This is a genomic window from Streptomyces sp. NPDC015220 (genome assembly GCF_043079345.1).
Classification (GTDB): domain Bacteria; phylum Actinomycetota; class Actinomycetes; order Streptomycetales; family Streptomycetaceae; genus Streptomyces.
This window is the reverse complement of sequence record NZ_JBIBUK010000030.1, coordinates 27,144-40,736: the sequence shown is the minus strand read 5'-3', so window position 1 is coordinate 40,736 and position 13,593 is coordinate 27,144. Positions and strand designations below refer to the sequence as shown.

General features: G+C 72.1%; 8 protein-coding genes and 5 tRNA genes. 5 read left to right on the top strand and 8 right to left on the bottom strand.

All coding sequences use genetic code 11. The annotated features are described in order from the left end of the window. Positions 1-265: 265 nt before the first annotated feature. The 7 genes from ACF061_RS35370 to ACF061_RS35340 all read right to left on the bottom strand — a co-directional run bounded on the left by ACF061_RS35370 (position 266) and on the right by ACF061_RS35340 (position 7,218). Positions 266-340: transfer RNA gene (locus tag ACF061_RS35370), tRNA-Asp, on the bottom strand. A gap of 93 nt (positions 341-433) precedes the next feature. Further along, positions 434-4,438 (bottom strand): ATP-dependent RNA helicase HrpA, encoded by a 4,005-nt coding sequence (gene hrpA, locus ACF061_RS35365; protein WP_392271114.1) that lies wholly within the window; start codon positions 4,436-4,438, stop codon positions 434-436. 169 nt (positions 4,439-4,607) lie between these two features. Then, positions 4,608-4,958, bottom strand: coding sequence for a hypothetical protein (locus ACF061_RS35360; protein WP_392271113.1), 351 nt, complete (start codon positions 4,956-4,958; stop codon positions 4,608-4,610). Positions 4,959-5,156: 198 nt separating this feature from the next. Continuing rightward, positions 5,157-5,230: transfer RNA gene (locus ACF061_RS35355), tRNA-Phe, on the bottom strand. 24 nt (positions 5,231-5,254) lie between these two features. Then, positions 5,255-5,329 (bottom strand) — tRNA-Asp (locus ACF061_RS35350). A gap of 50 nt (positions 5,330-5,379) precedes the next feature. Beyond that, positions 5,380-5,452, bottom strand: a tRNA-Glu gene (locus ACF061_RS35345). 80 nt (positions 5,453-5,532) lie between these two features. Continuing rightward, positions 5,533-7,218, bottom strand: a complete 1,686-nt coding sequence (locus ACF061_RS35340) for a metallophosphoesterase (protein WP_392271112.1) — start codon at positions 7,216-7,218, stop codon at positions 5,533-5,535. A gap of 84 nt (positions 7,219-7,302) precedes the next feature. Here ACF061_RS35340 and ACF061_RS35335 point away from each other — a divergent pair, with 84 nt between their 5' ends. From ACF061_RS35335 to ACF061_RS35325, 3 genes are all read left to right on the top strand, one after another. After that, positions 7,303-7,653 carry a metallopeptidase family protein gene (locus ACF061_RS35335; protein WP_392271111.1) on the top strand — a complete coding sequence of 117 codons (351 nt, stop codon included), beginning with the start codon at positions 7,303-7,305 and terminating at the stop codon, positions 7,651-7,653. Between the two features lie 1,283 nt (positions 7,654-8,936). After that, positions 8,937-11,108: a DEAD/DEAH box helicase gene (locus ACF061_RS35330; protein WP_392271110.1), complete on the top strand. Its 2,172-nt coding sequence runs from the start codon at positions 8,937-8,939 to the stop codon at positions 11,106-11,108. Positions 11,109-11,290: 182 nt separating this feature from the next. Continuing rightward, positions 11,291-11,363, top strand: a tRNA-Lys gene (locus tag ACF061_RS35325). 168 nt (positions 11,364-11,531) lie between these two features. Here the strand turns inward: ACF061_RS35325 and ACF061_RS35320 are convergent. After that, positions 11,532-12,164 (bottom strand): LysE family translocator, encoded by a 633-nt coding sequence (locus ACF061_RS35320; RefSeq protein WP_392271152.1) that lies wholly within the window; start codon positions 12,162-12,164, stop codon positions 11,532-11,534. Between the two features lie 214 nt (positions 12,165-12,378). On the opposite strand from ACF061_RS35320, the gene ACF061_RS35315 reads away from it, so the two are divergent. Together ACF061_RS35315 and ACF061_RS35310 are read left to right on the top strand one after the other, a co-directional pair. Next, complete coding sequence (locus ACF061_RS35315; RefSeq protein ID WP_392271109.1) at positions 12,379-12,885, top strand: SigE family RNA polymerase sigma factor; 507 nt, start codon at positions 12,379-12,381, stop codon at positions 12,883-12,885. A gap of 11 nt (positions 12,886-12,896) precedes the next feature. Continuing rightward, a complete protein-coding gene (locus ACF061_RS35310; RefSeq protein ID WP_392271108.1) occupies positions 12,897-13,415 on the top strand; it encodes a hypothetical protein in 519 nt (172 codons plus the stop codon). The last annotated feature ends 178 nt before the right edge of the window (positions 13,416-13,593 follow it).

Below are 13,593 nucleotides of genomic sequence, written 5' to 3'. Positions count from 1 at the left end.
GAGCGGGCGCGGTGGAGGCGGGAAGAGGCGGGGGCGGGCGCGGTGGGGATGGATGACCCGCCCGCGTCGCCGGGGGCGGACCGGGCCCCGCGACGCGGTCCTGACGGGATGCGTCGTGGTCGGTCGCGGCTTCGCCGCGGGTGCGGCGCCGTTCTGACGGAGACTCGGACGCGCCCCCGCGTCAGCCGGTCGTCCAAGCCGCCCGAGGCCAGCACGTCGCCCATGCAAAAGGCCCGCCTCCGTTACCGGGGCGGGCCTCGCGATGCGGTCCTGACGGGATTTGAACCCGCGGCCTCCACCTTGACAGGGTGGCGAGCACTCCAAACTGCTCCACAGGACCAGGTTTCGCGGCGCTTTTCTCGCGTTGCGCTGCGAGAAGAGACTGTACAGGAGGTGAGCCGCCTGGTCGAACTCACTCACTGTGCCCGCACCGTCACGGCGCCGCCGCGTCGATCGCCTTCACGATCCGCTTGTCGGAGACGGGGTACGCGGTGCCCAGCGCATGGGCGAAGTAGCTGACCCTCAGCTCCTCGATCATCCAGCGGATGTCCAGGACCGACGCCGGGACGGGGCGGCCCTGCGGCAACTGCTCGAGCAGCCAGGCGTACTCGTCCCGCATCTCGTGGACCTTCTCCATGCGCGTGGTGTCCCGTTGGACGTTCGTCGGCATCTGCTGGATCCGGCGGTCCGCGGCGATCAGGTAACGCATCAGGTCGGGGAGGCGCCGGGTGCCCGCCGCGGTCACGAAGCCGGGCTTCACCAGCCCGTCCAACTGCTCCCGCACGTCCGCCAGGTTCGGCAGCAGGGCGGGGCTCCGTACGGCCTTCAGGCGGCGCTCACAGGCCTGCCAGGCGGCCAGCACCTGCTGCACCTGGCCCACGGTCCGGACGGTCACGTCCACGATCTCGGCGCGCACCTTGTCGTACAGCTTCCGGTACGACTCCTCGTCCCACGCCGGCCCGCCGAACTCCGCGATCAGCCGGTCCGCCGCGGCCATGGCGCAGTCGTCGAAGAGCGCCTGGATCGAGCCGTGCGGGTTCGCCGACAGGGCCAGCTTCTGCTGGTTCGTCAGCTTCTCGGAGGCGAACTTCGCCGGACTGACCGGGATGTTGCGCAGGATCAGGCGGCGGGTGCCCTTCCACATGGCCTCGGCCTGCTCCGCCTCGGTGTCGAAGAGGCGGACGGAGACCGTGTCGCCGTCGTCCACCAGCGCCGGATAGGCCTTCACCGGCTGGCCGGCCCGGCGGGTCTCGAAGACCTGGGTGAGCGCGCCGATGGTCCAGTCGGTCAGCCCCTTGCGTTCCAGGGACTCGCCGCCGGTGCGTTCCGCCGTGGCGGCGGCGGCCTGCGAGAGGGCCTTGCGCGCCTTCGGCCTGAGCTTGAGCTTGAGCGCTTCGAGGTCCTTGTCCTCGTCCAGCTTGCGGCGCCGCTCGTCGACGATCCGGAAGGTGATCTTCAGATGGTCGGGGACCCGTGACCAGTCGAAGTCGTCGGCCTCGAAGGGCACGCCGACCATGCGCTTCAGCTCGCGCGCCATGGTGGTGGTGAGCGGTTCCTGGAGGGGGACGGCGGTGTCCAGGAACCGCTTGGCGTAGTTCGGCGCGGGCACGTAGTTGCGGCGGATCGGCTTGGGCAGCGAGCGGATCAGCTCGGTGACGACCTCCTCGCGCAGGCCGGGGATCTGCCAGTCGAAGCCCTCGTCGGTGACCTGGTTGAGCACCTGGAGCGGGATGTGGACGGTCACCCCGTCCGCGTCCGCGCCCGGCTCGAACTGGTACGTCACCCGGAACTTCAGGTTCCCCTGCCGCCAGGAGTCCGGGTAGTCGGCCTTGGTGACCGCCTCCGCCGACTCCCGGATGAGCATCTCCCGCTCGAAGTCCAGGAAGTCGGGCTGCTCCTGCCGCTTCCGCTTCCACCACGAGTCGAAGTGGGCGCCGGAGACGACGTGCTCGGGCACCCGCTGGTCGTAGAAGTCGTACAGCGTCTCGTCGTCGACGACGATGTCCCGGCGCCGGGCGCGGTGCTCCAGCTCCTCGACCTCGCTGAGGAGCTTGCGGTTGTCGGCGAAGAACTTGTGGTGCGTGCGCCAGTCGCCTTCGACGAGCGCGTTGCGGATGAAAAGCTCCCGGCTGACCTCGGGGTCGATCCGGCCGTAGTTCACCTTCCGCTGGGCGACGAGCGGCACGCCGTACAGCGTCACCTTCTCGTATGCCATCACCGCGGCCTGGTCCTTCTCCCAGTGCGGTTCGCTGTACGTCCGCTTCAGCAGGTGGCCGGCGAGCGGCTCGACCCACTCGGGCTCGATCTTCGCGTTGACCCGCGCCCACAGCCGCGAGGTCTCCACCAGCTCCGCCGACATCACGAACCGCGGTGGCTTCTTGAACAGGGCCGAACCCGGGAAGATCGCGAACTTGGCGTTGCGGGCGCCCAGGTACTCGTTGCGCCCGCCGTCCTTGCGGGTGCCCGGGGCGGAGTCCTTGGACTCCTTCACGTCCTTCATGCCGATGTGCGAGAGCAGACCGGCGAGGAGCGAGACGTGGATGCGGTCGCCGGGGGCGTCCTCCTCGTTGAGGTGGATGCCCATCTGCTTGGCGACCGTGCGCAGCTGGGTGTAGATGTCCTGCCATTCGCGGATGCGCAGGAAGTTGAGGAACTCCTGCTTGCACATGCGCCGGAAGGACGAGGAGCCGCGCTCCTTCTGCTGCTCGCGGACGTAGCGCCAGAGGTTGAGGAAGGCGAGGAAGTCGCTCGTCTCGTCCCGGAAGCGGGCGTGCTGCTGGTCGGCCTGGGTCTGCTTGTCGGAGGGGCGCTCGCGCGGGTCCTGGATGGACAGGGCCGCGGCGATGACCATGACCTCGCGAGCACAGCCGTTCCGGTCCGCCTCCAGGACCATGCGGGCCAGCCGCGGGTCCACGGGGAGCTGGGCGAGCTTGCGGCCGGTCTGGGTGAGCCGTTTGCGCGGGTCCTTCTGCGCCGGGTCCAGCGCGCCGAGCTCCTGGAGCAGCTGTACGCCGTCGCGGATGTTGCGGTGGTCCGGCGGGTCGATGAACGGGAACTTCTCGATGTCGCCCAGGCCGGCCGCGGTCATCTGAAGGATGACGGAGGCGAGGTTGGTGCGCAGGATCTCGGCGTCGGTGAACTCCGGCCGGGTGAGGAAGTCGTCCTCGCTGTAGAGCCGGATGCAGATGCCGTCGGAGGTACGCCCGCAGCGGCCCTTGCGCTGGTTGGCGCTGGCCTGCGAGACCGGCTCGATGGGCAGCCGCTGCACCTTGGTGCGGTGGCTGTACCGGGAGATCCGGGCGAAGCCGGGGTCGATGACGTACTTGATGCCGGGCACCGTGAGCGAGGTCTCGGCGACATTGGTCGCCAGCACGATCCGGCGGCCGGAGTGCGGCTGGAACACGCGGTGCTGCTCGGCGTGCGAGAGCCGGGCGTACAGCGGCAGCACCTCGGTGCTCTGCCAGCCGGCGATCCCGGCGCGGGCGTACTGCTTCTTCTTGTCGAGCGCGTCCGCGGTGTCTCGGATCTCCCGCTCGCCGGAGAGGAAGACGAGGATGTCCCCGGGCCCCTCGCCCATGAGCTCTTCCACCGCGTCGGTGATCGCGGTGATCTGGTCCCGGTCGGCGTCCTCGGAGTCCTCCTCCAGGAGCGGCCGGTACCGCACCTCCACGGGATACGTCCGCCCGCTGACCTCGACGATCGGCGCGTCGCCGAAGTGCCGGGAGAAGCGCTCGGGGTCGATGGTGGCGGAGGTGATGACGACCTTGAGGTCGGGCCGCTTGGGCAGCAGCTGAGCCAGGTAGCCGAGCAGGAAGTCGATGTTGAGCGACCGCTCGTGCGCCTCGTCGATGATGATCGTGTCGTAGGCGCGCAGTTCGCGGTCGGTCTGGATCTCGGCGAGCAGGATGCCGTCCGTCATGAGCTTGACGAAGGTGGCCTCCGGGTCGACCTGGTCGGTGAACCGCACCTTCCAGCCGACGGTCTCGCCGAGCGGAGTGTCCAGCTCCTCCGCCACCCGTTCGGCGACGGTCCTGGCCGCGATCCGGCGGGGCTGGGTGTGCCCGATCATGCCGCGGACGCCCCGGCCCAGCTCCATGCAGATCTTCGGGATCTGCGTGGTCTTACCGGACCCGGTCTCACCGGCGACGATGACGACCTGGTGATCGCGGATGGCCGCCGCGATGTCGTCCTTCTTCTGACTGACCGGCAGCTGCTCGGGATAGCTGACGGCGGGCACCCGGGAACGCCGGGCGGCCATGCGCTCCTCCGCCCTGGCGGCCTCGCCCTCGATCTCGGCGAGAACGGCGGCGCGCGCCTCCGGCTTGCGGATCTTGCGCGCGCCTTCGAGTCTGCGCCCGAGGCGGTGCGCGTCGCGCAGCGACAACTCGGTCAGACGGGAGGCGAGGGCGCCCAGGGCGGGGGCGGGATGCGTAGACATACGCGATCCAGGATCTCACCTCGGGGAAAATGCGCGCGAATGATTTGCCGGCCGGTCTGTCGGCACCGGGGGCCGGTCACCCGTCCGCGGTCCATGAGCGGGCCGCGGCCCCGTCCCGAGGACGGGGCCGCGGCCGGTCGGTGGTCGAAGGGCTGTGACGGCCGGCGGATCAGCAGCCTCGCTGGCCCTGCTTGAATCCGGACTTGAAGCCGTCCTTGAATCCCCGCTGGTAGTCCCTCTCGTCGTCCTTCTTCACCTGGTGGAAGCCGGCGGCCTGCCGCTCGTCGAAGTGGTTCCGGTCACAGCCTCGCTGGCCCTGCCTGAAACCGGACTTGAAGCCGTCCTTGAACCCCCGCTGGTAGTCCCTGTCCGACTGAGGAACCTTGACGGTGGCGCCGGCGTGGGTCTGGCTTGGTGCGGCGGCGAGGGCCTGCTGGTGGCCGACCGGGCCGAGAACGACGGCCGCGGCGATGAAGGCCGGGCCCAGGACGGCGGCCCTTCGTCTGTGCGTAGTGGGCATGAGCGCCCCCTGTGGTCGTTTCCTTCCGGATTTCCCAATTTTCACACTAGCCACTCGTGTGGCTGTCGCAACTGTGACGACGTCCTGTCCGTGGGCTCAGTGGACCCGGGGCGCGCGATGGTCGCGGGGGGACGGAGATACGGCTAGGCCCCTCTCTGTTGGTGCCAGAGAGGGGCCTAGGCCCTGTGAGGGCGATTGTGGCTGGGGCCGGGGTCGAACCGGCGACCTATCGCTTTTCAGGCGATCGCTCGTACCAACTGAGCTACCCAGCCACGAGGTTTCACGTGAAACCTCAGCGGTCCTGACGGGATTTGAACCCGCGGCCTCCACCTTGACAGGGTGGCGAGCACTCCAAACTGCTCCACAGGACCTTGTGGTTGTGTGCGAACCAACGAGAGTAAGTGTCGCACACCGTACTGCGTGCCCCCAACGGGATTCGAACCCGTGCTACCGCCTTGAAAGGGCGGCGTCCTAGGCCGCTAGACGATGAGGGCTATCGGCCCGCCTGGGCGCTTCTCAGCGCGTCGGGGACGTGAGAAGCATATGGGATGCCGAGGGGTATCGCCAAAACCGTTCACGGCCCGGCGGGCGCGGGAGTGCCGGAGGAGGTGGTCGGGGCCGGGGTGGCGCCCGGCCGGTTGTCCTTCGGGAGGTGACGGCTGACCTCGGCCGTCGTGCGGCCCAGCCCGCCCAGCCTGATCTCGTCCCAGGCCTGGAGGCGGTGGCTGTCCCGGTCGAGGTAGAGGATCGAGGCCTCGACCGGGGCGGGGTATTCGTGTTCGAGGGCGCGCAGGCCGCTGCCGCCCGTGGAACCCTCCATGCGCAGGCGGGTGCCGTACTTGAGGATCTCGGTGTCCTCGTGGTGGAGGTGGCCGCACAGGACCAGCGGCACGGTGCCGTCCGTCTCGCGGGCCGCCGACGGCTCGTGCGCGATGGCGATGTCGACCGGTGTGCCCTTGGCCCGCTGGTCGCGCAGGGCCGAGGCCAGTCGGGCGCCCGCCAGCTCCTCGGACGCCTTGCTGCCGGGTGCGGTGGAACGGTCGGGGGTGAACTGGGGATCGCCGATGCCGGCGAAGCGCAGTCCCGCGACCGTCTCGGCGCCGCCGTCGTCCAGCACGTGCACGTTCTTCATGCGCCGCAGGTACCGCTGGGTGGCCATCGAGTCGTGGTTGCCGCGCACCCAGACATAGGGGGCGCCGAGGTCCTCGATCGGGTCCAGGAAGCCGTTCTCCGCGGACGTGCCGTGGTCCATCGTGTCGCCGGAGTCGACGATCACGTTCACGTCGTACTGCTGCACGAGCGAGGCGATGATCTTCCAGCTCGCCGGATTGAGATGGATGTCGGAGACGTGCAGGACCCGGATGGTCGTCGGGTCGGGCTGGTAGGCGGGGAGCGTGGAGGTGACGTCGTAGAGCTTGGTCACGTTCGTGACCAGGCGCGCCAGTTCCTTCTGGTAGACGTCGAACTCGGTGACGATGCTGCGCGCGTTGCCGACCAGTGAGGGCGCCGAGGAGAGGAGCCCGGAGAACTTCGGCTCCAGCACCGACTTCGGGTTCCAGGTGGCGTACGCCGTCGCCCCGGACGCGGCGAGCAGGGTCAGGGCGAGGCCGCCGGCCGCCAGGGCGCGGCGCGGGCGGCGGTAGACGGCCAGGCCGAGCGTGGTCGCGCCGAGGACCACGGCCGCGCAGGACCGTACGGCCAGGTCGAGGGTGCCGTGCTCGACGTCGCGCACCACCTCGTCCTCGAGACCGGAGATCCGCTCGGGGTGGTCGACCAGGGCCTGGGAGCGTTCCGGGTCGAGCCGGTCGACGGTCACGTCCAGACGGACCGGGGCGACATGGCTGGCGAGTTCCAGATCGCCCAGCGGAGAGACGTCGATCCTCGTGCCGCCGCTGAGGGAGGGGCGCAGGGCCATCGTCGTGTTCATGGGGCCGACCGGGGTCCGTACGGTGCCGACGACCAGCAGACCCAGCCAGGCGCCGGCGAGCACGACGGTCACCAGGCCCAGGGCGCGGAGCCAGGGGTGCGGCTCGGGGGCCGGGGAGAGCAGGGCGGGGGCGGCTGGGCGGTGGCGGGAGAGGCGGTCGCCGGGCCGCCGGCGGCGGTGCTCGTGCCGGGCGTCTTCGCGAAGGCCGTTCCGGTGGCCGTGGTCGCGGCGGCGGGCGAAGGCGCGTGCCGCACCTCGTACGCGGTGCGCCAGGCGCGGGCGTATGCCGTGCGGGCGGGACGGGGGGTCCAGGTCGGCGGGGTCGCGGGCCATTGGTCGCGTATGCCCGTGACCGGCGGCGGATATGCGGGGCGCGGGAGTGGGGCGGTGGCCCGGTCGTGCCGGAGAATGGCCCTTGTGCTGGAGATGACGCGCGAGCAGTTCGAGGAACTGGTGGCCGAGGCCCTGGACCGGATCCCGCCGGAGCTGACCCGGCTGATGGACAACGTCGCGGTGTTCGTCGAGGACGAGCCGCCCGCGGACGATCCCGAACTGCTCGGGCTGTACGAGGGCACCCCGCTGACGGAACGCGGCGAGTGGTACGCGGGCGTGCTGCCCGACCGGATCACGGTCTACCGGGGGCCGACGCTGCGGATGTGCGAGACGCGCGAGGACGTCGTCGCGGAGACCGAGGTCACCGTGGTGCACGAGATCGCGCACCACTTCGGGATCGACGACGCCCGTCTGCACTCCCTGGGCTACGGCTGAGGCTCGACGGGCCCGGAGCGAGGCAAGCGGCCGGGGCCGGGGCCGGGACCCTGGGAAGCAGTGGCCCGTGACCGGATGCCGGGGCCGGGCCCGCCAAGGGCCCTGGGATTCCTGTGACTTGAGTGGCCTGTGTGGCGGTTGAGGCTCCGGGGGTTTCCATGCCGGCGGGTCGGGACGGCGCGCGTGTCCTTGGGTGGGCGCGGAGAGTTGGGCACGGAGACTTCTTCCTCCCGGAGGTGGCTGCCGTGCGCCCCTTGTCCGTATCCGTCCGGCTGGCCGCCTTGGCCACCGCTCTCACCGCCGCCGCCGGCTGCATGAGCGTGGGGGAGAACTCGGGCGGCGGGGCCCGGCCGTCGCACTCGGCGGGGCGTCGGGGCGGCTCGCCGCCGGAGGGCGGGGCGGCGGTGGCCGGCGGTGGCGCGGGACGGGCCGGCGGCCTCGGCGACGGCAAGCGCGGGCACGGCGGGAAGGCCGCCGCGAAGGACAGCGCGTCACCGTCCGCGTCGGACACCTCGCCGTCGGCCACGGGCAGCGCGTCGACGACCGCTCCAGGGAAACCCGGGAAGCCGCCGAAGACGAGTGATCCGGCACCCACGGAGGTGGTGCCGGCGCCGCCGCAGACGTCCGCCGCGCCGGAGCCGCCGCCGGCCTCGTCGTCCGCCCCGCCGGCCTCGCCGGACCCGACGGTGGCCGAGCCGTCGTCGTCGGCGCACGAGGGGTCGGGGTCGCAGCTCGAGCGGCACGCGCCGGGGCCGTACCGGGGCCGGTGACACACGTGCCGACCGTCGCGCACCGGTTCGGCGTTCGGGTCCGTGACCCGGGAGGACGGCCGGGCCGCCGCGCGGGCGACGGCTTCGTCACCGCGCGAGGAGACGTACTGACCGCCCGCCGCCGGGGGCGTGCGGACCGCGGCACGGGGGCCCGGACCGACCGTGGCAAGGGCGGGCGGAGCGACCGTGGCAAGGGCGGGCGGAGCGACCGTGGCAAGGGCGGGCGGAGCGACCGCGGAACGGAGCGAGGGGCCGGTCATGGCGTGGGGCGGGGTGCGGCACACCTCCCACCCGGGCCTGTCTGACCTGCTCCTATGGCGGCGGTTTGCCTTTGGGGGTGGAGAGTGCGTATGGTGGCAGATCGTTTGATCCCATTTGCCCGGCGCCCACGCAGAGCGCGCCGTGTGGCGCGTACTCTCCCTTGCCGTGGCTGACCGCATCGAGGCGGTCGTGGTGCGAAACACGGAGTTGACGGGCGCGTGCCGACGAGACTCCGGAAGGTTTCGCATTCGCATGTCCATTGCCAGTACTGATCACGTCGTCGTGCCCGAGAGCACCGAGGACACCCTCGAGAGCCAGGTGGACACCCAGGCTCCCGAGACCCACGAGGACCAGGCCCCCGAGATCACCTTCGCGGACCTCGGCCTCCCCGAGGGCGTCGTCCGCAAGCTCGCGCAGAACGGCGTGACCGTCCCCTTCCCGATCCAGGCCGCGACCATCCCGGACGCCCTGGCGGGCAAGGACATCCTGGGCCGGGGCCGCACCGGCTCCGGCAAGACCCTCTCCTTCGGGCTGCCGACCCTGGCCACGCTGGCCGGCGGCCGCACCCAGAAGCACAAGCCGCGCGCCGTCATCCTCACGCCGACCCGTGAGCTCGCCATGCAGGTGGCCGACGCGCTCCAGCCCTACGGCGACGTCCTCGGCCTGAAGATGAAGGTCGTCTGCGGCGGCACCTCCATGGGCAACCAGATCTACGCCCTGGAGAAGGGCGTCGACATCCTGGTCGCCACCCCGGGCCGGCTGCGCGACATCATCAACCGCGGCGCCTGCTCGCTGGAGGACGTGCGGATCGCCGTTCTCGACGAGGCCGACCAGATGTCCGACCTGGGCTTCATGCCCGAGGTCACCGAGCTGCTCGACCAGGTCCCGGCGGGCGGCCAGCGGATGCTGTTCTCCGCGACGATGGAGAACGAGATCAAGACCCTCGTCGACCGCTACCTGACCGACCCGGTCAGCCACGAGGTCGACGCGGCGCAGGGCGCGGTGACGACCATGTCCCACCACATCCTGATCGTGAAGCCCAAGGACAAGGCGCCGGTCACCGCGGCCATCGCCTCCCGCAAGGGCCGCACCATCATCTTCGTGCGCACCCAGCTCGGCGCCGACCGTGTCGCCGAGCAGCTGCGCGACGCCGGCGTGAAGGCCGACGCGCTGCACGGCGGCATGACCCAGGGAGCCCGCACCCGCACCCTGGCCGACTTCAAGGACGGGTACGTCAACGTCCTGGTCGCCACGGACGTCGCCGCGCGCGGCATCCACGTCGACGGCATCGACCTCGTCCTGAACGTCGACCCGGCCGGTGACCACAAGGACTACCTGCACCGGGCCGGCCGTACGGCCCGCGCCGGCCGCACCGGCACGGTCGTCTCCCTGTCCCTGCCGCACCAGCGGCGCCAGATCTTCCGCCTCATGGAGGACGCGGGCGTCGACGCCTCGCGCCACATCATCCAGGGCGGTGCGGCCTTCGACCCGGAGGTCGCCGAGATCACCGGCGCCCGGTCGATGACCGAGGTCCAGGCGGAGTCCGCGGGCAACGCCGCGCAGCAGGCCGAGCGCGAGGTCACCCACCTCGCCAAGCAGCTCGAGCGGGCGCAGCGGCGCGCGACCGAGCTGCGCGAGGAGGCCGACCGGCTGGTCGCCCGGGTCGCCCGCGAGCGGGGCGAGGACCCCGAGACCGCGGTGGCCGAGGCCCAGGCGGCGGCCGAGTCGGCGGCCGAGGTGTCGGTGCCGGAGCAGCCCGCGGCGCAGGATGTCGACCGCGCCGAGCGCGAGGAGCGTGCGGCGGCTTCGTCGTCGTACGACCGTCGGGAGCGCCGCGACGAGCGGGGCGGCCGTTCGTTCGACCGTGACCGTGCCCCGCGTTCCTTCGAGCGGCGTGACGACCGGGGCGGCTTCAACCGCGACCGGGACCGCGACCGCGGCTTCGACCGCGACCGGGGCGAGCGCGGTGACCGCGGCGGCTTCCGCCGGGACGACCGCGGCGACCGCGGCGACCGGGGTGGCCGTACCTTCGACCGGGACCGCGACCGCGGTTTCCGTCGGGACGACCGCGACCGTGACCGCGGTGGTCGTTCCTTCGAGCGGCGTGACGACCGGGGCGGCTTCAACCGCGACCGGGACCGTGACCGCGACCGCGGCTTCGACCGCGACCGTGACCGCGCCCCCCGTTCCTTCGAGCGCCGGGACGAGCGCGGCGGTTTCCGCCGGGACGACCGTCCGGCGCGGCGCGACGAGCGCGGCGGGCACCGCGGCAGCGACCGCCCGTTCAACCGCGACCGCCAGGGCGACCGCCCGGGCTTCCGCTCCGGCGGCCACGAGCGTCCTTACGGCCGTCGTGACGACCACCGCGGCGGCGGTTCCTTCGGCCGCCGTGAGGACAAGCCGCGCTGGAAGCGCAACGGCTGACACCGTGTGAGGTGAGGCGCAAGGGCCCGTACGACCTGGTTCGTACGGGCCCTTCGCACGCCCGGCCGCCGCCGTCACGGCTCAGGCGGGGCGCCCGTACGGCACACTCACGGCCCCGGCTACGCGATACCCGATCGGCGTTGCGGCCTCCTACGGCTATGCTCGGGGAGGCAACATCGCCTGGGCCCTTAGCTCAATTGGCAGAGCAGTGGACTTTTAATCCATTGGTTGTGGGTTCGAGTCCCACAGGGCCTACTGATGGCGGGCGGGCTGAACGGCCCCTGACCTGCTGGACGGCGCCCGGGTCGGCTTCGGTCGGCCCGGGCGTTCGCGTGTCCGCTCCCGGCCCGATGCCGGCGACGCGCCGACGATCGGGCGGGATGCGGCCGTCGTCGGCCCGGTCCCGGGACCGGGGGCGGGGGCTCACGGCTGGGTCGTGGCGACCTTCACCCCGAAGCCGATCAGTACGACCCCGGTGACGCGGTCCATGGCCCGTCGTACGGCGGGCCTGGCGAAGAACGCCCGGGCCCGGGCCAGCAGCGTCACGTGGCAGCCGAGCCAGACGAGGGTGAGGGCCGCGTGCAGCAGGACCAGCAGTGCCATCCCGGCGTGCGGGGAGAGCCCGGACGGCGCGAGCGTGGGCAGCAGTCCCGTGTAGAAGACGGCGATCTTCGGGTTGAAGAGGTCGCTGACCAGTCCGGTCCGCCACGGGTTGCCGGCCGGGGACGGCGCCCCCTGGGCCGGAGCGTGCGAGCGGCCGCGGCGGCTGTGCCACAACGCCTGGGCGCCGAGGAAGCCGAGGTGGACCGCGCCGGCCAGCTTGACGACCGTGCAGGCCGTGGCGGACGCGGCCAGGACGGCGGACAGGCCCACGACCGTGAGCACGCCCCAGGCCAGCAGCCCCGCCGTGATACCGCCGACGGTCCGCAGGCCGTCCGGCCGCCCGGAGGCGAGCGCCCGCTTCGTCACCACGGCCATGTCGGGACCGGGAACGACGGTCAGCACGGCGAGCACACCCGGTGAGGAACTGTACGAAAATGACGGCCAGTCCCACATCCGCGCGCGGCCGGCCGGCACGGGGCGAAGGCCGCACCCCGGACGCGGGTGACGGGGGAGCGGCTCACGACTCCCGGGGCGTACGTCGGCCGACTCGTACTCCTTCCGACAGAGGGAGTGAGGCGGATCACACGACGTGGGTGCATAGAACCGTGGGGGGCACCGTCTTTCCTCTGGGTGCAGGCACTTGGACGGAAGCGGGGACGGGGGGCGGATGCAGCAGGCTCGGGCGGGTGAGTTCGACGAGTTCGTGACGGCCCGCTGGTCGGCGTTGCTCCACCTCGCCCGGCTGCTCACCGGCGGCGACCGGCACCGGGCGGAGGACCTCGTGCAGGAGTCCTTGGTCAAGCTCTGGTTCGTCTGGCCGAAAGTCGCCCAGGAGGCTCCGGAGGCGTACGTACGCAAGGTGATGGCCCGGGCGTCGGCGCGCTCGGCCCGGCGGCGCTGGTGGGGGGAGCGTCCCGTCGAGCAGGTGCCCGAGACCCCGGCGGTGGGCGATGTGTCGGCGACCGTGGTGGAGCGCTCGCGACTGGAGGCCGCGCTGGCCCGGTTGCCCTCGCGGCAGCGGGCCGTGGTGGTGCTGCGCTACTACCAGGACCTCTCCGAGAGACAGGTGGCGGAGGCGCTGGGCTGTCCGGTGGGCACCGCCCGCTCGCACGCCGCGCGGGGCGTGGCGCGCCTGCGGCAGCTCCTGGCCGACGCCAACGAGCCGGTGGGGTGAAGGAGACTCCCATGAACCACATGGACCGCACGCCGGTGGACCGCACTGACCGGTTCGAACTGCGGCTGACGCGGCTGATGCGCGAGGGCGAGCAGTACACCCCCTTCGAACCCAGGCACCGGGAACGGCTCCGGGCCGGCGTACGGGCCCGACGACGGGCGCGGGCGGCGCGGCGGGCGGTCGGCTCGTTGCTGGCGGTGGCCGGCATCGGCCTCGGCCTTCTCCTGCTGCCCGACCGCCACGTCAGGACCGAACCCAGCGCACCCGTTCCCCGGCCCGTGTCGGTTCCGTCGTCCTCGCCCCCGGCGACCACGCCGCCGCCGGACGCCCCGGCGAGCCGGACCCCCTCCTCGGCCGACACGACCGCCCCGCCCACGCCGGGCCGCACCCGCGGCACTCCGCCCGCCGGTACGACGATGCCGGCGACCTCCCCGGCGTCGTACGGGGCGGCACAGGGTCCATTCGGTACCGGGGCCGCCCGGAGCGAGCCACCCCCCGCCGCCTCCTCGCTCGCCGGGACGCCCGGCTAGCGTGCTCTACCCGGCACCCACCACCCAACGACCGCAGCACGCGCGCCGCGCCCCGCCCCTCCGAGCGTGGCGCGCCACCGTCAGGAGTGTCCTCGTACCGATCCGGGAGCCGGCACGGGCGGCACATGGACGGCGCACGGACGACGCAGAAAAGGACCGACCTTGGCAGAGACCGGCC